This window comes from Polaromonas sp. JS666 (assembly GCF_000013865.1).
Lineage (GTDB): Bacteria > Pseudomonadota > Gammaproteobacteria > Burkholderiales > Burkholderiaceae_C > Polaromonas.
Map to the genome: position 1 here is coordinate 2,166,078 of NC_007948.1, position 20,343 is coordinate 2,186,420.

A 20,343-nucleotide genomic window follows, 5' to 3' on the forward strand; every position below is an offset into this window, starting at 1 on the left:
TGATGCGCGGGTTCATCGGCACGCGCCCCGGCGCGCGGACCAGGCGGGATCTGCGCAGGCGATCATCCGCCGTCTATCTCCCCGCGCAGCGACTCGACCACCCCCCGGAACTCCTCGCGGTTGTGCTCGCTCAGCCCTGAGAGCGCCTCGTGCGCGTGCAGTATCCGCTGACGCCACGCCGCCGGGTCGTCGTGCCGGGTGCTCAGCGCGTAGAGCTCGGGCGCGGCGGTAACGTCCTCGCGGATGCTGGCCAGCACCCGATCCATGCTCAGCTCCTCGAAGAGCGCGCGCACCACAGGCGTCACCCCCGCAAGCACCACGCGGCCCCGGCCGACCAGCTCGTGCACCGTGCCGAGGCAGGTGCTGTCCAGGTAGTCGCAGCCGGAGAGGTCCAGCACCAGCGGCCGCCCCTCCTCCAGTACGGCACGCGCGGTCTCGTAGAAGGCGTCGCAGTGCATCCAGGTGGCCCGGCCGCGCAGCGCGAGGTGCACGGCGTCCTCCGTCTCTCCGTAGAAGACGACCTCGCCGCCCGGCTGCGCCGCGCCCGAGGCGGTCAGGTTGGGGCTCGCGGCGCCGTTGTCGAACGAGGAGGGGCCGGCGTGCGCGTCGATCAGGAGGAGGGTCACGTCGTCCGGGTCCGGGTCCGTGGCGGCGCCACCGCGCAACTCCCCCAACATCTCCTGCGCGCTGGAGAGCGGCATGGAGAGTACCCGCTTGAGCCGTTCCAGCTCCCGCTCCGTCCCCGACGGGAGGAGCCCATCGGTGTAGAGGAGCATTCGATCGCCCGGCGCCAGCCAGAGCCGCTCCTCGTGGAAGCGTGCATCCAGCGCCAGCCCCAGCGCCGGCCCCGTGCGCCGGATCAGGCGCGTCTCCCGGCCCTCGCGCACGTGCAGCACGGGCGGGTGCCCCGCGGATGCCAGCGTCACGCTACCCTCCACCGTGTCGAGCAGGCCAATGACGGCGGTCACAAAGAGACCCGGCGCTTCGATCGACTGGCAGAGCGAGCGGTTCACCGCGTCCAGCACCGCCGCCGGTGCCAGCGCGCGGCCCGTCTCCGGGTCCACCAGCACCAGCCGCTGCTTGAACAGCACCGAGAGCATCGCCGAGGTGACGCCGTGACCGGTGGCGTCCGCCAGGTAGAAGGCCAGGTGCCGCTCGCCGAGCCGGACCACGTCGTAGAGGTCACCGCCCACGTGCTGTCCCGGCCGGTAGACCGCCTGGACGCAGTAGCTCTCCACCGGCGGCGGGCTGCCCGGCAGAAGCGCGCGCTGGATCACCTCCGCCCGCTCCAGGTCGCGCCGCAGCAGCTCCGACTTCTCCTCCAGCTCCCGCACCTTTCGCTGCAGCTCCGCGTGCAGCCGCGCCTGCTCCGCCAGCAGCCGCCGCCGCTCCAGCGCGTTGCGCACCGAGACCTCCATCTCTTCCAGCCGCGGCGGCTTCGGCAGGAAGTCGAACGCCCCGAACCGGATCGCCGCCACCGCCGAGTCGAAGGTGTCCAGCCCGGAGAGGACGATCCAGATGGCACCCGGCACCGTCTCGCGCCCCCAGTGCAGCAGCTCCAGCCCGTCCATCCTGGGCATCATGATGTCCGTCAGAACCAGCGCGACATCCGGGTGCTCACGCAGGATCGCCTGCGCCGCGATCCCGTCGGCGGCCTCCAGTACCGGAGCGCAGCCGAAGCGCTCCAGCGCCCGCTTCACCATGAGGCGGGTCACCGGCTGGTCGTCCACCACCAGCGCGAGCGGGGCGGGGTCGGGCGTCATGGGGTGCGAGGGAAAGGGTCGCAGGCGGTGTGCCACACATGCCGTGCGTCGCCCTGTTTTTCTTCTTTTTCTTCTATACGCATCATCGGTTTTTCTCCTCGTTGATCGAGTTGCCGCTGCCGTATTGGGATTGAAGGTCCCGCGCCGTATTATTCTCTCTGCGCTGCCTGGCGGCAACTGCGGATTGATGCGCCGGTTACAGGTGATGGATCCTGGGTCTAGCCCCAATACTGTTCAGTTAAGTTATTCACCCTGAGCCGGAATGACAAAAACGTTGACTTGTCATTGCGGGCCTGACCCGCAATCCATGGATCCCGGATCAAGTCCGGGATGACAAACCAGAGGCAAGGGCTTAACTGAACAGTATTGGGTCGAGCCCGGGACTTCGGTGATTGAGTCGCAGGCGAGTTCTTCTTGCTATAAAAGAGCAGCTTATGGTGACCATTCCACGAGACTGCAGCCAGATGTAACACCGAAGGGTCGGCAAAGTTACAAACTGGGTTGACTGTCACCTTAAACTTGGTCCATGACCCCGGCCCTGCACCGCGCAGCCACTTTTACCGCTGAACAGTTCCACCGCCTCATGGGCGCCATCAGGCGGCACCCCGTGCGGGCGGCTTTGGTGCTGCCGGCGCTGATGCTGCTTTATGTACTGGTGCTGATTCCGTTCACGCCCGGCATTGGCGACTTGCGCAAGGCCAAGTCTGAAACGCCCTCGGTGCTGCTGGCTTCTGATGGCACGGTGCTGGCCGAGTACAGGCGTATCAACCGGCAGTGGGTGACGCTGGACAAGATTTCGCCCAACGTCGTTAACGCGCTGATCGCCACAGAAGACCACCGATTTTACGAGCACCACGGCATCGACTTCCGGCGTATCGCGGGGGCGGTGCTCAGTACCTTGTCGGGCGATTTGCAGGGTGGCTCGACCATCACGCAGCAGCTGGCGCGCAACTTGTACCCCGAGGAGATCGGCCGCGCCACCAGCATCACGCGCAAGGTCAAGGAGGCGATCACCGCGCTGAAGATCGAGGCGGTGTATTCCAAGCGCGAGATCCTGGAGACCTATCTCAACACCGTGCCTTTTTTGTACAACGCCTTCGGCATCGAAATGGCCGCGCGCACCTATTTCGACAAGTCGGCCTACAAGCTGGATGTGCTGGAGAGCGCCACGCTGATCGGCATGCTCAAGGGCACGAGTTATTACAACCCGGTGTTGAACCCGGAGCGCGCCGTGCAGCGCCGCAACCTGGTGCTGGCGCAGATGGCCAAGCACGGCAAGCTGGACCCGGCCCGGGTTGAGGTGCTGGCCAAACGGCCGCTCAAGCTAGACTTTGAGCGGCAGACCGAGGCGCTGGGCCCGGCGCCGCACGTGGCCCAACACTTGCGCAAATGGCTGATTGCCTGGGCCGACCACAAGGGCTTCGACATTCATTCGGACGGCCTGCGGGTGCGCACCACCCTCGACGCCAAGATCCAGAAGGCGGCCAACCAGGCGGTGGCCCGGCAGATGGCGCAATTGCAAACGCTGGCAGACGGCCGGCGCAAGGCGGGGCAGGAGCGGCCCGTGCTGCAGGCCGGCTTCCTCGCGCTCGACCCGCGCAACGGCGCCGTGCGGGCCTGGGTGGGCAGCCGCGACTTTGCGCAGGAGCAGTTTGACCATGTGAGCCAGGCGCGGCGCCAGCCGGGCTCGACCTTCAAGCCCTTTGTTTATGGCGCGGCCTTCATGCTGGGGCTGGACCCGCTGGACACCTTGATCGACCAGCCTGTGGCCATCTCGCAGCAGGGCGCCGGGGTGTGGACGCCCAGCGATGCAACGCCGCCCACTTACATGCCCACCACCCTGCGCGACGGGCTGGTGTATTCCAAAAACACCATCACGGCCCAGCTGATGCAGAAGGTGGGGCCAGCCAAAGTAGGGGCGCTGGCGCAGGCCATGGGCGTGCGGCAGAGCAAGCTGGACCTGGTGCCGTCACTCGCGCTGGGCACCAGCCCCGTCACGCTGCTGGAGATGGTCACCGCCTACGGCTCCATTGCCAATGGCGGCAGTTATATGCCGCCGGTGCTGGTGCTGCGCGTGGAAGACCGCAACGGCCGGCTGCTGGAGCAGTTCGAGCCCGTCAGGGAGCGCGAACCGGCCATGCCGCGTGCGCATGCGCTGACTTTGGTGAATGCGATGCGCGGTGTGATTGACGAGGGCACGGGCACGGCCATTCGCCAGCGCTATGGCATCCAGGCCGACGTGGCCGGCAAGACCGGCACCACGCAAGACAACACCGACGGCTGGTTCATCATGATGAACTCGCAACTGGTGGCCGGCGCCCGGGTCGGCTTTAACGACAACAGCGTGACCATGGGCACCTGGGGGCAGGGTGCCCGCAGCGCGCTGCCCATGGTGGGCGAGGTTTTTCAGCAAGGCTTTCGCAACCGCTGGCTTGACCAGAACGCTGAATTCGACATTCCGCGCCCACGGCCCGCTCCGCCGGAGCAGGCGCCGGTCATGGAGATCATGAATGGCTTGTTTGGCAGGATCTTTCGGCAGTTGCAGGGGAACTGACTGAAGACGCTACAAAAAGGGTAGTTGCTTGCCGCCCGTGTTTATTGAGCTAGAGGCTTATTTGGCTTATTTGGCTAATAAGTAAGCAACGCCTTCAAACTGCATACCCAACAACGAACAACGCCGCATGTCTGCGCGGTGAAGCGGTCGTGCCACTCGCTTGACCTGAAATCCAATATGATGGAAAATAATTCCACCATGAGAGAGCAAAAGTCAGCCAGCTTGAACGACCGCATTGCGCAACGCGTGCGGGATTTGCGGGCGGCTCGCAGCCTCTCGCTTGATGCCCTGGCCACGCACTGTGGGGTTAGCCGCTCCATGATCTCGCTGATTGAGCGGGGCGAAAGCAGTCCAACCGCCGTGCTACTTGAGAAACTGGCCACGGGTCTGAACGTTCCGCTGGCATCGCTGTTCGAGGCACCCCAGCCCACCAAAGATCCCGTGGCGCGTTTGGCTGATCAACCGTCGTGGCGGGATCCCCATTCCGGCTATGTACGAAGAAACGTATCTCCCAGCGGCGTTGCCTCGCCCATCCAGATCGTTGAAGTGTCGTTTCCTGCCAAAGCGCGTGTGGCCTACGAAACCGGCGCCCGGGAGGCACAGATTCACCAGCAGGTGTGGGTGCTCGAGGGCTCCATCGAAGTCACTGTGGGTGACGACCAGCATCGGCTTGGCACCGGTGACTGCCTGGCGCTGGTGCTGGATCGTCCTGTGAGCTACCACAACCCCACTCGCAAGACCGCGCGCTATGCCGTCGTGATCACGACCTTGCCTTCAACCGCTGCCGCCCTCTGGAGATGACATGTCAATGAACACCCCAGTCCCCACCCCCCGCATTCGCCGGCTGCTGGCCGTCACCGACGCACAGGTGCAGGCGCTGGCCGATCTGCTGATCGACTCTGTCGACGGCGGCGCATCGGTGAGCTACATGCACCCCTTGTCCAGACCCAAGGCGCTGGCGTTCTGGCGCCGCGTGGCGGATGGCGTAGCGCAGGGCGAACGTGGCCTGTTGGTGGCCGAAGATGCCGACGGCATCGTGGGGACTGTGCAACTGGTGCTGGACCAACCCGAAAACCAACCGTATCGCGCTGATGTGTCGAAGATGCTGGTGTACCGCCGGGCCCGGCGCCAGGGGCTGGGTGCGCTGTTGATGCAAGCGGCCGAGCAGCTTGCGCACGAGTGCGGCAAGTCACTGCTGGTGCTCGATACCGCGAGCGGCGATGCCGAGCGGCTGTATGCCCGGCTCGGCTGGCAGCGTTGCGGCGTGATTCCCGGCTATGCGCTGCTGCCGCACGGCGGGCTGTGCGACACCACCTACTTCTATCGGGTGCTGGGCAGCTGAGCTTCGGCTGGTGCCAATCACCCACATGCCCGACTTGTGGCCTGCTTGCGTGCACAATTGCAACCCATGCTGATCCACCCTCAAATCAATCCCGTCGCCCTGCAACTCGGCCCGCTGGCGATTCACTGGTATGGCCTGACTTACCTCGCAGCCTTCGGGTTGTTCTTTTTTCTGGCTACCCGGCGTCTCCGACATGAACCCTATGCCTCCATCACCGGCCCGGGCGCCTGGTCGCGCAAGGACATTGAAGACATCCTGTTTCTGGGCGTCATGGGTGTCGTCATCGGGGGGCGCCTGGGTTACTGCCTGTTCTACAAACCGGGCTACTACCTGGCGCACCCGCTCGAAATTCTGGCGGTCTGGCAGGGCGGCATGAGTTTTCATGGCGGCATGCTGGGTGTGCTGGCCTCGCAGTTCTGGTTTGCGCGCACGCGCCAGCGGCCGTGGCTGCAGGTCATGGACTTCGTTGCGCCCTGCGTGCCCACGGGGCTGGCGGCGGGGAGGATGGGCAACTTCATCAATGGCGAGTTGTGGGGGCGATTCAGCTCGCCTGATTTGCCGTGGGGCATGGTGTTCAGGAACAGCGGCTCCATGCTGCCGCGCCACCCGTCTCAGGTCTACCAGTTCCTGCTGGAAGGGCTGCTGCTGTTTGTGCTGCTGTGGCTGTACGCGCGCAAGCCGCGCAAGATGGGGCAGGTCTCCGGGGCCTTCCTGGTGGGCTACGGCGTGTTCCGCTTTATCGCCGAGTATTTCCGCGAACCTGATGACTTTCTCGGCATCCTGGCCTTGGGGCTGAGCATGGGCCAGTGGCTGTGCGTGCCCATGATTGTGGGTGGAGCAGGGCTGTGGTGGTGGGCTTCCCAGCGAGCTGCTTCCGCGCCGGCTGCGCGCGCCTGAGCGGGGTGAACTGCGGGGGATGACGGCTAGGAGCAATACGGTTCAGTGAAGCCCTTGCCCCTGGCTTGTCATCCGGACTTGATCCGGGATCCATGGATTGCGGGTCAGGCCCGCAATGACAAGTCAAGGTTTTGGTCATTCCGACATTCCGATTCAGGGTGAATAACTTACTGAGCCGGCCCATAAATAGTGCGTAACGAATCACGCGGCGTACCGGACATGTTTTTCTTTGAACAGATTGCGAATGATCGTGGGCTGCTTCTGGCGACGGTGCAGATGGCTGCGCACGGCCTTGATCATTTCGCTCTTGTTGGCCGGCCGGCTCTTGCCCAGCGCATTGGTCTTGACATCCTGGTTGAGCAACTCGTCCGGGTTGAGTTCGGGGCAGTAGCCCGGCAGCAAGATCAGGCGCAGCCGCTGCGCGTTGGCTTGCACAAACCTCTTGACGACGCCGGACTTGTGAACCGGATGACCGTCCACGATCAGACAGATCTTGCCTTCGACTTGCTTGAGCAATCGGCGCAGAAACTCAACGAACAGCGGTGCCCTGAACTTGCCCTCGAAGACCATGAAGGCCAAGGCCCCTTTGTTGGTGATGGCCGAGATCATGTTGCAGCCAAAGCGCTGACCGGTGGCCCGAATCAGCGGCGTCTGGCCCGCCGGCGCGTAGCTCTTGCCGCTGACGTGATCGCTGCGCAGCCCCATCTCGTCGCCCCAGTAAATCTGGGCGCCCTCGCGCTTGGCCTGCTTGGCAATCAGGGGGTATTGCTCGGCAAGCCAGGCCGCAATGGCCGCGTCGTTGCGCTCATAGGCGCGGCGCACGGGCTTTTGCGCCGTCATGCCCCAGTCCTTGAGATAGCGGCCCACGGTCGTGGGCGACAGATCGACTCCACACTCGCGCTTGGCCAGCTGCGCGACGGCTTGGCGAGTCCACAGATAGAAGGGCAGCTTGAGCTGGTCGGGCAGTTTGCCCAGGATGATGCCGCGCACCTTGGCCTGCTGCGCTTGGCTGAGCAGCGTGTGGCCCGCCGGGCGGCCCCGTGCATCGCCCTTGAGCGCTCGCAGCGAGCCTTCGCGCGCTCGCGCACAGGCCTTTTGCACCGCTCGCAGGCTCAGTCCATGCACCCGCGCGGCCTCGGCCTGCGTCATGCCACCTCGCACCGCCAGCACCACTTGTCTGCGCAAGTGCGCTTGCGTCGCCCGGTCAAGTTTGCGTCCATCGATTTTCATCAATCCTTAACGCTTTACCGCACTATTTTGTGCACAGATCAGTAACTGAACCGTATTGCGGCCAGGAGTTTGCGCGGCAGAAGGCCGGTGTGACCGGTCGACGGTTTTTACCGGCTGTTGCTTTTTTGGTCGCAGGGGGGCAGACTGATACGCGACGTAACGATTTCGCCACCCATTGCCAAGGGGGCTGAAAGCGAGCGCAGCGATGAAAGAAAAAGAACTTCGGTTGGCCGTTGTTTTCTTCGGCGGCGTATCGCTGGCGATTTACCAGCACGGTATTAATCGCGAAATCCTCAATCTGGTCAGAGCGTCAAAAATCTGCCACAGGGATAAATCCTATGAGGGCGATGAAAAATCAGCGTCCGCAGCGTCCGCAGCGTCTGGTTTTCATGACTATTACCCTGATGAGCCGGAAAGCTCGACCGGAGACGTTTACCTCGAATTTCTGGAAACCCTTGGGCGGGACGTTGATCTTCGGGTCATCGTCGACGTCATAGCGGGAGCCTCTGCGGGGGGCATCAACGGCGTGGCCCTGGCCACGGCGCTGGCCCATGACCTGAGTCTGGCGCCTGTCACGGACATGTGGCTGACCGACGCCGACATGCTCAATCTGCTGGCGCCCGAGGCCAGGGCGCGACTCTGGAGCAAGTGGTATTTTTGGCCGCTCATGCGCCCCTTGCTGACCCGGCTCGACCGCGAGGGCTTGCTACATGGGAAGGCCGACGCTGAAATGAAGGAGCGGGTCTCGGTTTTTCTGCGCTCTCGCTGGTTCAAGCCTCCGCTTGACGGTCGCCGCATGACCGCGCTGATGCTGGATGGCCTGGTGGCGATGGGGAAAACCGGCTCGGCTTCGGAGTCGCTGTTGCCCACGGGGGCAAGGCTTGACCTTCTGGTCACCGTGACCGATTTCAGAGGGCTGGACCGGCCCATCTTTATTCATGATCCGCCGGTTGCGCATGAAAGGGAGCATCGCCACGTTCTTCGCTTCAGCCTGGAGCATCGCAGAACCGGCCATCTGCAGAGCGACTTTGATGTTGATAATCTCCCGTCTCTTGCCTTTGCAGCCCGGGCATCGGCCTCGTACCCCGGGGCCTTTCCGCCAGCGCAGATCCGTGAGATCGACGACATTCTGGCCGAACGCCACAGGCCGTGGCCGGCGCGCACGCACTTCCTGGATCGCAATTTCCGGCGCTACCGTGAGCTGGGAGAAAATCCCGAAGACGCGGTACTGGTCGATGGCAGCGTTCTCGACAACAAGCCCATCATGGCCTGTGTGGAGGCCATCCGCACCCATGGCGCTTTCCGTGAAGTGGATCGCCGCCTCGTCTTCATAGACCCTCACCTCAGGCGCGAGAAAGCGGTGTCCGGCAATGGTGTTCCGGGTTTTTTCGCCACGTTGCGCGCGGCGCTCTCGGATCTGCCTCGCCACGATCCCGTTTACAACGAACTGGCAGTGATCAGCCGGTACAACCGGCAGGCCCGGCGCCTGAAGGCTGCCATCCTGGACGCGCGCTCCCATGTTGCGAAGATGATCGAGCAAGCGACCGCGGGGGGGCTCAAGGGCGAATTCACTGTCGATGACTTGCGGCACTGGCGGCTCTCATCCATCAACCTCCTGTCCGGTACAGCGATTGTCTATGACGCCTGGGTGCGTTCTCTGGTCCTTGAAGGGCTGGACTTCATCGTGCAGATCATTGTCAGCGCCTGTCAGTACGCTGCCGATTCGCGGGACGCGCGCCGGATCCAGGAGATTGTCGAGGCGTGGGCCAGAAATCAGGGGATCATCGCCGCTTCTTACTCCATGCCGGAACATGTTCATGAGTATTCCGAGTTGCCGAGCTTCGGAAAAATCATCGGGAATTTTGGCGTCATCTACAAAAAGAGGCGATTGAATTTTGTTCTGCATGAAATCAATGATCTTTATCAAAATATTTCAGGGGATGACTCCGGTGCGACCGATCCGCAGTCTCTCGATCTGTTGAAAATAAAAATACAAAAATGCATTGACGAGTTGTCGGTTTATGACGACATGAATTTTTTGAGTCGCCAGGCCGTCTCCATGTGCCGAAGGCTGTTCGTCGGCCGGTTTGCCCATGAAAAATTGAACATTGTTTCTGGCGCAGTTGATTTTCTTGGCAAGGAAGACCTTGATGAAATCTCAAAGCTGGTTGAAAGGCTGGGCCAGGAGTGCGACATGGAGCGGACAATGGACAATACGGATGCCGTGCTGGCATCCCCCTTGCTCCTGCGTATGGCTGAGCGGTGCCGTGTTGCCATACTCACCGGCTATCTCGGCTACCTTTACTGGGACATCATCCTGCGCCCAACGGCCAGTGCCCTGTCATTGGACGCAGGTCCGATCGACGAAATTCTGATCGACCGCATCAGCCCCGAAGATGCGACCACCCTCGCGCTCCCTGATCAGAAGAGTGTTCTGCAAGGCGGGTCATTCGCCGGCTTTGGCGGTTTTCTCAGCCGGTCGATCCGTGAAAATGACTATTTGTGGGGCCGGCTCCATGCGGTGGACCGGCTCTTCGATATTCTGGAGAGCACGGTTCCGGCGAACAGACGCGGCGATTTCGATATCGCCGCCCTGAAAAAACGTGCGTTCGGAAAGGTGCTTGAGGAGGAGGCCAAGCGGCTCAGGTTCGTCCCGGAGCTGCTGGCCCAACTCGGGGAGGCCGTCGCACGCCTTTGACCCGGTCCCGATCCGTGGGCGCCATCGCCACCGCTTGTCGACCGTCCCCGTCCCCGTCCCGTCTGCTGGCGCCGGGGTGACGTGAGGCGGGGACAGGGTTTGTCCGGATGAAACAAGACTTGCGGTCACGCATCGACTTGTTCATAATTACGCGTAATTACTCAAAATTATGGTGCCGGCCTTGAGGCCCCCACAGGTTCGGAGCGGCTTTTTCGCCGTATTTGGGTAGAGGTGCCGCGGCGGCCCGTCAGGGCTATTTTTCAAGTCAATTTGAGGGAGTTCCTGCCATGCGACTTGTCCAGAATTCACTGCATCATGAAGTTGCCGATACTTTGCGCGAGCAGATTTTCTCGGGCCAGTTGATGCCGGGCACGTTTCTCGATGAGGTCGCGCTGTGCGAGAGCCTGAAGATTTCCCGCACGCCGCTGCGCGAAGCGCTCAAGGTCTTGACGGCGGAGGGCTTGCTACGCCATGAGCCCAGAAGGGGCTGCTTCGTCAACGAAGTGACCGAGCAGGATCTGGACGACATTTTCCCGGTGATTGCGCTGCTGGAAGGCCGCTGCGCCTACGAGGCGGCGCGCAATGCTACCGATGCGGACCTGGCGGAACTGACGACCCTGCACGCGCGCTTGAGCAGCCATGCCAAGGCGGGCCGCATCAACGACTACTACGCCACCAATTACGCCATTCATGAAGCGATTATTTTGCTGGCCAACAACCGCTGGCTGGCGCAGGCGATTGCCGACCTGCGCAAGATACTGAAGCTGGCGCGCCTGCAGCAGTTGCGCGCGCCGGGCCGCCTGACCCAAAGCCTGTCGGAACACATGACGGTGTTTGCGGCCCTGAAAAGCCGCGACAGCGAAGGGGCGGAGGCCGCCATGCGCACCCACCTGACGCGCCAGCGTGAAGCGCTGCGCGGCCTGGCTGCCAACCAGCGTTCGAGGTTGGCATCATGAGCGCCGCCGACTGGCTCACTCGAAGTGTTTCCAAGTTGCGGGTTGTGCCCGACGCCGGAGCGAAAATGTCATCCGAAAAATCACCAAACTCCGCTGCCGAGTCCACGGCGCCAGCAACACCAAAAGCATCGACAACACCAACAGCGCCAACGGCGCCGAAGGCCTCTCCGGCGCCTGCTGCGCGGGCCGGTGTGCCGGCAGCGGGCGATGCCCGAACCCCGCCCCCGGTTGCCGGCCGTTCGACCCGAGAGCGGCTTAATGCCACGCTGCGGCACAAGGAGGAGGCACTCTCGCCGCGCGTCTTGCGCCGGACGCTGGAGGAGCTGAAGGCGATCGTGGATCCGCAGGTCAGCGAGGTTGAAGGCGGGCGCCGAGCCAAGGGTGTTGCCGGCTGGTATGCCGGCGCCGCCTTGAATGAGCGGCGCGACATGTGGCTCCTGATGAGCGAGCAGTTTGTTGCCGACGCCCAGAAGGTCAAGCTCGCACAAGCCCAGTTTGCCGCCGCCGTCGGAACGCCTGACGAGGCCGTTGCCGAGGTGCGCTATCGCCGTGCCACGGTGTCACCGCGCAGACGCCTGCTCCAGCGCTTCAGCGCGTTCCCGGAAGGCATCCGCTTTCTGGTGGATTTGCGAGCCGACATGCTGCCCTACCTGAAGGCCGACAAGCGCCTGCAGGCGCTGGATGTCGAGATGGAGTACATGTTCTCCACCTGGTTCGACGTCGGCTTCCTTGACCTGCGCCGCATCAGCTGGGATTCCCCGGCATCCCTGATTGAAAAACTGATCAAGTACGAGGCGGTGCACGACATCAAGAGCTGGGCCGATGTGAAGAACCGGCTTGACTCTGACCGCCGCTGCTATGGCTTCTTCCATCCGCGCCTGCCCGACGAGCCGCTGATATTTGTGGAAGTCGCGTTGATCGATGCCATGTCCCACAGCATCACGCCGCTGCTGGACGAGTCGGCCGACGCGGTGGACGTGAACAAGGCGACCACGGCGATTTTTTATTCCATCAGCAACACACAGGCTGGTTTGCGCGGCGTGAGCTTTGGCGACTCCCTGATCAAGCGGGTTGTGGAGACCCTGAAGGAAGAGTTTCCGCGGCTCAGGACGTTTGCCACGCTCTCGCCGATTCCGGGCTTCAGGAGCTGGCTTGCCAAGAACGCTGGCGCCATGCTGGAGAGCCTGGGCGAGAAGGATAGGGTGGCGCTGGGCCGTGCCGTGGGGTTTGAGCCGCCGGGGGTTGGGCATTTTCTCAGCGCTGCAGAGGGTGCCCTGACCTTGCATGAAAAATCACCGGTGCGACTGATGCTGCTGCGATGCGCTGCGCATTACCTGGGCCGTGCTCTGGATGACGGCAAACCGCTCGATGCGGTAGCGCGCTTTCACCTCGGCAATGGCGCCCGTATTGAACGGCTCAACTGGGCAGGAGATCCTTCGCCCAAAGGGCTCAAGCAGTCGTATGGCCTGATGGTGAATTACCTCTACGACCTCAAGCGCCTGGACAAGCACCGCGCCATGCTGGCACAGGGGAAAATCCCCGTATCAGGGGAGGTCGAAGATTTGTACATTTGAATGTGTACTTAACATCGATTCCGCACGTCGATTCAGCACATCGATTCCGTATTTTCAGATTCAACAACGTTCAACAACGACAGGAGACAAAATGACATTCAGCCTTGGAAAGGGTTCGCGGCGCGACGTGCTGCGCGCCACCGCCGCCAGTGTTGCCTTATTTGCCATCAACAGCCATGCCCAGTCGGGCTGGCCCACCAAGCCGGTAACGGTGGTGGTGCCTTTTCCCGCCGGTGGTGGAACCGATGCATTTGCCCGGCCGCTCTCGGGGCAGTTTGCCAAGCTGACAGGCAAACAGCTGATCGTTGACAACCGCGGTGGCGCCGGTGGCACGCTGGGTGCCAGCATTGCGGCGAAGGCCGCGCCTGATGGTTACACCCTGTTCATGGGCGCCGTCCATCACACCATTGCGCCTTCCATGTACCCGAAGCTGGACTACGACCTTGAGAAGGATTTTGTGCCGCTGGCCCTGATGGCCAATGTGCCGCAGGTGGTGGTGATCAATCCGAAGCGGGCGGAAACGCAGAACATCAAGGCGTTCATAGAGTACGCACGCAAGAACCCCGGCAAGCTCAACTACGGCTCTGCCGGCGCGGGCACCTCGCATCACCTGGCCGGCGAGTTGTTCAAGCAGCAGACCAAGACTTTCATCACGCACATTCCTTACCGTGGTGCAGGCCCGGCCCTGCAAGACCTGATCTCCGGCAATGTGGACGTGATGTTTGACGGCCTGGGTTCCTCTGCAGCCCACATCAAGGGAGGCCGCATCAAGGCGTTGATGGTCTCTGGCAGCAAGCGCAACCCGGCCTTTCCGGATGTGCCCAGCGCCGCCGAGGTCGGCCTGCCGGATTACACCGTGACCACCTGGTACGGTCTGTGGGCGCCGAAAGGCACGCCCGCCGATATTCAGGCGCGCATCGTTGAAGAATTGCGCAAGGCCGCAGCCAGCGACGAACTCAAGGCCATCTGGGCCAGCAATGGTGCGGAGTTCGGCAACCTGACACCGCAGCAGTTCGGTGCTTTTGTTCATGCGGAAATCCAGCGCTGGGCGGCCGTGGTCAAGACATCGGGCGCCAAGCTCGAATAGATATGGCCCCCACGCTTTTCACTTCGTGTAATGCGCTGCCCCCCGAGGGGGCTAATTTTCCTAGGGGCTGCCCGTCGGAAAATTGCATACTTCCCACACTTTTCATACGATGAGCGGCGCCATTTTGCTGGAAAGGCTGGGCCCGGTTGCGACAGTAACCCTGTCGCACCCTGGCAAGCTCAATGCCATGTCGCGAGCGATGTGGCGTGAGTTGCGGACTGCGTTCGAGCAGCTCCAGTGCGGTGGCGACGTGACCTGCGTGCTGGTACGCGGCGACCGTGCGCCCGCCAGCGCAGAGGGTGTCGGCCACTTTTGCGCCGGGGGCGATATCTCCGAATATGCTGATTTCCGCTTCGACGAAGCCAGCTTGCGCAACTTCCATGAAAACGAGGTCTGGGGCGGCCTGCAGGCGATGCTTGACTGCGACATTCCCATCGTTGCCCAGATCGAGGGCAACTGCATGGGGGCCGGCATGGAGATCGCCAGTTGCTGCGACATCCGCATTGCCAGCGAGACGGCCCGTTTTGGTGCGCCAATTGCCAAACTGGGCTTTCCCATGGCCCCGCGCGAGGCGGCGTTGGTGATGCGCGCTGCCGGCGAGCTGACGGCACGTGAAATGCTGCTGTCGGCAGCGGTGCTGGACGCGGCTGAGATGAAGCAGCGCGGTTTTCTCAGCCAGGTCGTGCCGGCGGGTGAGGTCGCCCATGCGGCGCTGGCGTATGCGGGCCGCATCAGCCAGCTGGCTCCTCAGGCGGCGCGTCTGAACAAGCAGACTTTCAGGGCGTTGACTCCCAGCCTCGCTGCGCAACCCATTGCAGAATTAATAGCGGGCGCCTATGACTACGCGAACGCAGCCGAACACCGCGAGGGCGTGATGGCCTTTGTTGAAAAACGCCAGCCCCGTTTTTGTCAGCCCCGTTTAATGGCTGCACTTTCCGAATTCCCAACCTTCGACAGCCCGATCCATGAAAAACCATAACCTGTTTGCGGCACTGCGTGCCGCCTTTCCTGCCTCGCTGGATGACGTCGCCGTTGAAACCGACCATGGCCTGTTCTATACATGGCGCGACCTCGACCGCGCCACGGCCATGGTGGCCAATCTTCTGCAGTCGCTGGGCCTGCCCGAGGGCTCGCGCGTGGCGGTCCAGGTTGAAAAATCGGTCGAAGCGCTGGTGCTGTACCTGGCGACCTTGCGCGCGGGCTATGTGTTTTTGCCGCTGAACACCGCCTACCAGAGCGCCGAAATTGAATACTTCATCGGCAATGCAGAGCCGGCTGTGGTGGTGTGCAGCAGCAAGAATTTTGGCTGGGTCAGCAAGATCGCCTTCAAGGCGGGCACGCAGAATGTCTTCACACTGGACGACGACCGCACGGGCTCCCTGCTGGAGCGTGCAGCGCACTGCAGCGACCGGCATGACATCGCCATAAAAAAGCCGGACGACCTGGCCGCCATTCTCTACACCAGCGGCACCACCGGCCGTAGCAAGGGCGCCATGCTGTCGCATGGCAACATGCTCAGCAATGCGCTGGTCCTGAAGGACTACTGGGGCTGGAAGAAGGGCGATGTGCTGATCCATGCCTTGCCCATTTTTCACGTGCATGGCCTCTTTGTCGCCATCCACGGCGCGCTGGTCAACGGCAGCAAGATGATCTGGCTGTCGAAGTTCGACCCGAAGCTGGTCGTGAAAAAGCTGCCCGAGGCCACGGTGTTCATGGGCGTGCCCACGCTCTATGTGCGCTTGCTCGCCGAGCCCGGGCTGGACCGCGAGGCCTGCCGCAACATGCGCCTCTTCGTTGCGGGCTCGGCGCCGCTGCTCATTGAAACCTTCAACGCGTGGCAGCAGCGCACCGGGCATACCATTCTCGAGCGCTACGGCATGTCTGAGACGGCCATGCTGACTTCCAACCCCTACGAGGGCGGCGAGCGGCGAGGCGGCACCGTGGGGCTGGCGCTGCCGGGTGTGAGCCTGCGGGTGCAGGGCGACGATGGCAAGCCACTGCCCGTGGGGGAAATCGGTGACATCCAGGTCAAGGGGCCGAATGTCTTTCAGGGCTACTGGCGCATGCCCGAGAAAACGAAGGAAGAGTTCACGCCCGACGGTTACTTCAAGACCGGTGATGTGGGCAAGATTGACGAGCGCGGCTACATCACCATCGTCGGGCGCAGCAAGGACCTGATCATCAGCGGTGGCTACAACGTCTATCCGGCCGAGATTGAAGGCTATATCAACGACATGCCGGGTGTGGCCGAAAGCGCGCTGGTCGGTGTGCCGCATCCCGACTTCGGGGAGGTCGGCATCGCCATCGTCGTGCCCAAGCCTGGTGCCTCGCTGGACGCCGGCGAGATCATTGCCGGGCTGAAGTCGCGGCTGGCCAATTTCAAGATTCCAAAACGCTGTTTCATTGCCAGTGAACTGCCCCGCAACACCATGGGAAAAGTCCAGAAAAACGTCTTGCGCGACCAGCAAAAAGGCCTGTTTGCCTGAAGTCTGCCGGGTTCCGGCTGCCCCCGTGACCTGCGCATCCGGATCCTTGCACCGAACATCGATGCCGATGTTGCGCCGATAGCGCGGTAGCAGGGGCGGCCGGTTCTACGTCCGGGCAAGCCCAACTGGCGGATGTTGACGCGATCCATGCCCGGGGTGGCCTGGCTGTCAATCGGAGGCGGCGCTGCCGTGCGGTGGCTCGTGCAAGGCCGTTGCCGGGCCATGCGCATGGTGCAGCTGGTACGGGTTTTGCGTCACGCTGGGGAGGAGTTCAGAGCGGGGCGGGCACTGCGGTGAAAGGCCTGGATTTGGTTTACCCGACAAAACCACTCTTATACAATCTGCGGCTGGCTGGCCTTTGCGTCCTGCAGTGCCACCTGCCGCGTGTGTTTGCCCTTTTGTTGTTACCTTTCCTGACGGAGCCCGGACATGATAAGAAAGCATTTGTGGATTTTTGCCTTTTCTGCGGTGGCACTGAGTGCCTGCGGCAAAAAGGAGGAGGCACCTGCGGTTGCAACGCCGGCCGCCCCGGCCAGCGCGGCTGTGGCGGTGAACACCGAAGAGAAGGTGCTCAACGTCTACAACTGGCCGGACTACGTCGCCAAGGACATGGTGGCTAACTTCGAGAAGGAAACGGGCATCAAGGTCAATTACCAGACCTTTGAGAACAACGAAGCCCTGCACGCCAAGCTGGTGGCCGGCAATACCGGCTACGACATCGTCGTGCCCGGCGCCGTGTTTGCCAAGCCGCAAATTGATGGCGGGCTGCTGATGAAGCTGGACAAGTCCAAGATCAGCAACTATGGCAACCTCGACTCGCCCATCATGGAAAAGTTGGCCACCATTGACCCGGGCAACGCCTACCTGGTGCCCTGGGCCTGGAGTTTCACCACGGTGGGCATCAACAAGGCCAAGGTCGCCAAGGCGTTGGGCTCAACACCCATGCCTGAAAACGCCTGGGAGCTGGTGTTCAACCCGGTCTATACGGCCAAACTGAAGTCCTGCGGTATCGCCTTCCTGGATTCGCCGACCGAGGTGATTCCACCGGCCATGCACTACCTGGGCAAGAACGCCTATTCGAACGATCCGGCCGACCACAAGGCCGCGGCCGCCATGCTGGCCAAGGTACGCCCGCACATCCGCATGTTCTCCAGCACCATGATTGATGACCTGGCCGGTGGCAAGGCTTGCGTGGCGCTGGCTTGGGCCGGGGACATCAACATTGCCCGTGGCCGCGCGATTGAAAACAAGAGTGGCAACGACGTCCAGGCGCTGTTGCCCAGCACCGGTGGCCTGATTTTCTTTGACACCCTGGCTATTCCCAAAGATGCCAAGCACCCGAACAACGCTTTGGCGTTCATCAACTACTCCCTGCGCCCCGAAGTGTCTGCCTCGCTGACCAATGAACTGGGCTACGCCACGGCCAACAAGGCCAGCCTGGCCAGCGTCAAGCCGGAAATCGCCCAGGACAAAGCCGTGTTCCCCGATGCAGCCAACCTGCAGAAAATGGTCTCTCCCGCCAGCTTCAGCAACGAAGCGCGGGAATCCATGAGCAACGTCTTTACCCTGTTCAAAAAAGGCAGTTGAGTTTTCGGGCCATGCCCCGTGGGCTGGCTGATCAGGCTGTGCACGCGATCCAGCGTGCACAGCCTTTTTGATGTGGTTTTGCTACCTGGGAACTACGCCTCATGAATCTACCCGCGTCACCTGGCGATGGCTACCTACGGACTGACCAGTTGGTCAAGCGCTTTGACGGCGTGGTGGCCGTGGACGACGTCTCGCTGTTCATTCAAAAAGGCGAAATTTTTGCGCTGCTCGGTAGCTCCGGCTGCGGAAAATCAACGCTGCTGCGCATGCTGGCCGGCTTTGAGAAACCGACCTCCGGTTCGGTCATCCTGGATGGGGTGGACATCGCCTCGTTTCCGCCCTACGAGCGGCCCATCAACATGATGTTCCAGTCGTACGCGCTGTTTCCTCACCTCAACATCTGGGACAACATTGCCTTTGGCCTGAAGCGAGAGGGAATGCCCAAGGCAGAGATCGAAGCACGTGTGCAGGAGATGCTCAAGCTGGTGCAACTGGAAGCTTTTGCCAAACGCAAGCCGCACCAGCTCTCGGGCGGCCAGCAGCAGCGCGTGGCCCTGGCGCGCAGCCTGGCCAAGAAACCGCAACTGCTGCTCCTGGACGAGCCGCTGGGCGCGCTCGACAAGAAGCTGCGGGAGCGCACGCAATTTGAACTCGTCAACATCCTGGAGTCGGTGGGCGTCACCTGCGTCATGGTGACCCATGACCAGGAGGAAGCCATGGCCATGGCTTCCCGTATTGCCGTCATGAGCCACGGCCGGGTGCTGCAGGTGGGTACGCCGAAGGAGATCTACGAGCACCCGAACTGCCGTTTTGTGGCCGACTTCATTGGCAACGTCAATTTGATGGAGGGTGAACTCACGGCGGATGAAGCGGACCATTGCGAGGTAACGACCGGGTACGGCGTGGTGAACGTGGGACATGGCATCAGCGGTACCCAGGGCATGTTGGTTGCCGTTGCCGTGCGTCCCGAGAAAATCCACATCTCCAAAACCCGGCCTGACGTCACCGTCAACCTGTTCAGCGGCAAGGTGCGCGAAATCGCCTATTTCGGCAGCTACAACACGTTTATTGTGGACATGAAGGGGGAGGGCGGCCAAAGCCGCACCATCAAGATCACGGAAACCAACACCACGCGGCATGAAGGCAGCGTGATCACCTGGGATGACCCGGTCTTTTTCTGGTGGGATGACTCGGCACCGGTGGTGCTGACCCAATAAAGCCGCCGTGATGAAAATCCCCTCCTGGCTCCAGTTCAACCCCGGGCGGCGCTTTGTCATCGGCGTGCCCTACGTCTGGCTGCTGCTGTTTTTTGTGCTGCCTTTCCTGATCATGCTGCGCATCAGCGTGACGGACATGGGCAATGGCGTGGATCCTTTTGCGCCGCTGGTGGAGGCCGTGTCGGGCTCCTGGCGTGTCATGCTGCGTTATGCAAATTACGTTTCCATCTTTCACGACGCAGGGCAGGGGGCCGATAGCGGATGGGGTAACACCATCTACATGGAGGGCTACGAGACCTCCCTGAAATACGCCTTGTTCACCACAGTGTCGTGCCTGGTGATTGGCTATCCGTTTGCCTATTTCATTGCCCGGTCGCGGCCCTCCATTCGCCCGGCCTTGCTGATGCTGGTCATGCTGCCTTTCTGGACCTCGTTCCTGCTGCGCGTCTATGCGTGGAAGGGGATCCTGGCCGACCAGGGCGTGCTCAACAACCTGCTGCTGGCGCTGGGCATCATCGATGAACCCATGGTGATGCTCTACACCAATGTGTCCATGCTGGTCGGCATGACCTATGTGTATTGCCCCTTCATGATCCTGCCGCTCTATGCCAACCTGGTGAAGATGGATTTCCGCCTGCTGGAAGCGGCCCATGACCTGGGGGCCAGCGCCTGGAAGGCGTTCTGGCTGATCACCGTGCCGTTGAGCAAATCCGGCATCATTGCCGGCTCCATGCTGGTCTTCATTCCCAGTGTGGGTGAGTTCGTCATTCCCTCGCTGCTGGGCGGCGCCGAAAACATCATGATCGGCCGCGTGGTCTGGGACGAAATGTTCAGCAGCAACAACTGGCCGCGCGCGGCGGCCCTGGCCGTCGTGATGATTCTGCTCATCCTGGTGCCTTTGGCCTTTTACTACCGTGCAAGCGCCGCGCGCGATGCTCACGGAGAATCGTGA

General features: G+C 62.1%; 15 protein-coding genes. 13 read left to right on the top strand and 2 right to left on the bottom strand.

Annotated features, from left to right (window positions below; all coding sequences use genetic code 11):
* Nucleotides 1–62: 62 nt before the first annotated feature.
* On the bottom strand, nucleotides 63–1,763 hold the full coding sequence (locus BPRO_RS10365) for a SpoIIE family protein phosphatase (protein ID WP_011483008.1): 1,701 nt from the start codon (nucleotides 1,761–1,763) through the stop codon (nucleotides 63–65).
* 526 nt (nucleotides 1,764–2,289) lie between these two features.
* On the opposite strand from BPRO_RS10365, the gene BPRO_RS10370 reads away from it, so the two are divergent.
* The 4 genes from BPRO_RS10370 to lgt all read left to right on the top strand — a co-directional run bounded on the left by BPRO_RS10370 (nucleotide 2,290) and on the right by lgt (nucleotide 6,556).
* On the top strand, nucleotides 2,290–4,317 hold the full coding sequence (locus BPRO_RS10370) for a penicillin-binding protein 1A (protein ID WP_011483010.1): 2,028 nt from the start codon (nucleotides 2,290–2,292) through the stop codon (nucleotides 4,315–4,317).
* Nucleotides 4,318–4,515: 198 nt separating this feature from the next.
* Nucleotides 4,516–5,118: a helix-turn-helix domain-containing protein gene (locus BPRO_RS10375; protein ID WP_157045775.1), complete on the top strand. Its 603-nt coding sequence runs from the start codon at nucleotides 4,516–4,518 to the stop codon at nucleotides 5,116–5,118.
* Nucleotide 5,119: 1 nt separating this feature from the next.
* Nucleotides 5,120–5,659, top strand: coding sequence for a GNAT family N-acetyltransferase (locus tag BPRO_RS10380; protein WP_011483012.1), 540 nt, complete (start codon nucleotides 5,120–5,122; stop codon nucleotides 5,657–5,659).
* A gap of 66 nt (nucleotides 5,660–5,725) precedes the next feature.
* The gene (lgt, locus tag BPRO_RS10385) at nucleotides 5,726–6,556 is read left to right on the top strand and encodes a prolipoprotein diacylglyceryl transferase (protein ID WP_011483013.1); all 831 of its coding nucleotides are present in this window, start codon (nucleotides 5,726–5,728) and stop codon (nucleotides 6,554–6,556) included.
* Nucleotides 6,557–6,757: 201 nt separating this feature from the next.
* On the opposite strand, the gene BPRO_RS10390 is transcribed toward lgt, so the two are convergent.
* Nucleotides 6,758–7,786 carry an IS630 family transposase gene (locus BPRO_RS10390; RefSeq protein ID WP_011483014.1) on the bottom strand — a complete coding sequence of 343 codons (1,029 nt, stop codon included), beginning with the start codon at nucleotides 7,784–7,786 and terminating at the stop codon, nucleotides 6,758–6,760.
* A 205-nt stretch (nucleotides 7,787–7,991) separates the two neighbouring features.
* Here BPRO_RS10390 and BPRO_RS10395 point away from each other — a divergent pair, with 205 nt between their 5' ends.
* The 9 genes from BPRO_RS10395 (at nucleotide 7,992) to BPRO_RS10435 (ending at nucleotide 20,343) form a co-directional block, all read left to right on the top strand.
* On the top strand, nucleotides 7,992–10,484 hold the full coding sequence (locus tag BPRO_RS10395; RefSeq protein ID WP_011483015.1) for a patatin-like protein: 2,493 nt from the start codon (nucleotides 7,992–7,994) through the stop codon (nucleotides 10,482–10,484).
* 287 nt (nucleotides 10,485–10,771) lie between these two features.
* Nucleotides 10,772–11,440: a GntR family transcriptional regulator gene (locus tag BPRO_RS10400; protein ID WP_011483016.1), complete on the top strand. Its 669-nt coding sequence runs from the start codon at nucleotides 10,772–10,774 to the stop codon at nucleotides 11,438–11,440.
* Nucleotides 11,437–13,014, top strand: a complete 1,578-nt coding sequence (locus tag BPRO_RS10405; RefSeq protein WP_011483017.1) for a malonyl-CoA decarboxylase — start codon at nucleotides 11,437–11,439, stop codon at nucleotides 13,012–13,014. Before BPRO_RS10400 ends, BPRO_RS10405 begins: the two co-directional genes overlap by 4 nt.
* Nucleotides 13,015–13,105: 91 nt before the next feature.
* Nucleotides 13,106–14,101, top strand: coding sequence for a Bug family tripartite tricarboxylate transporter substrate binding protein (locus BPRO_RS10410; RefSeq protein ID WP_011483018.1), 996 nt, complete (start codon nucleotides 13,106–13,108; stop codon nucleotides 14,099–14,101).
* A gap of 109 nt (nucleotides 14,102–14,210) precedes the next feature.
* Nucleotides 14,211–15,080 (top strand): enoyl-CoA hydratase/isomerase family protein, encoded by an 870-nt coding sequence (locus BPRO_RS10415; RefSeq protein ID WP_011483019.1) that lies wholly within the window; start codon nucleotides 14,211–14,213, stop codon nucleotides 15,078–15,080.
* On the top strand, nucleotides 15,067–16,587 hold the full coding sequence (locus tag BPRO_RS10420; RefSeq protein WP_011483020.1) for a malonate--CoA ligase: 1,521 nt from the start codon (nucleotides 15,067–15,069) through the stop codon (nucleotides 16,585–16,587). The genes BPRO_RS10415 and BPRO_RS10420 overlap by 14 nt, the downstream gene beginning before the upstream one ends.
* Nucleotides 16,588–17,016: 429 nt before the next feature.
* The gene (locus BPRO_RS10425) at nucleotides 17,017–18,174 is read left to right on the top strand and encodes an extracellular solute-binding protein (RefSeq protein WP_011483021.1); all 1,158 of its coding nucleotides are present in this window, start codon (nucleotides 17,017–17,019) and stop codon (nucleotides 18,172–18,174) included.
* A gap of 101 nt (nucleotides 18,175–18,275) precedes the next feature.
* Nucleotides 18,276–19,391, top strand: a complete 1,116-nt coding sequence (locus BPRO_RS10430; protein ID WP_011483022.1) for an ABC transporter ATP-binding protein — start codon at nucleotides 18,276–18,278, stop codon at nucleotides 19,389–19,391.
* A 10-nt stretch (nucleotides 19,392–19,401) separates the two neighbouring features.
* A complete protein-coding gene (locus BPRO_RS10435; RefSeq protein ID WP_011483023.1) occupies nucleotides 19,402–20,343 on the top strand; it encodes an ABC transporter permease subunit in 942 nt (313 codons plus the stop codon).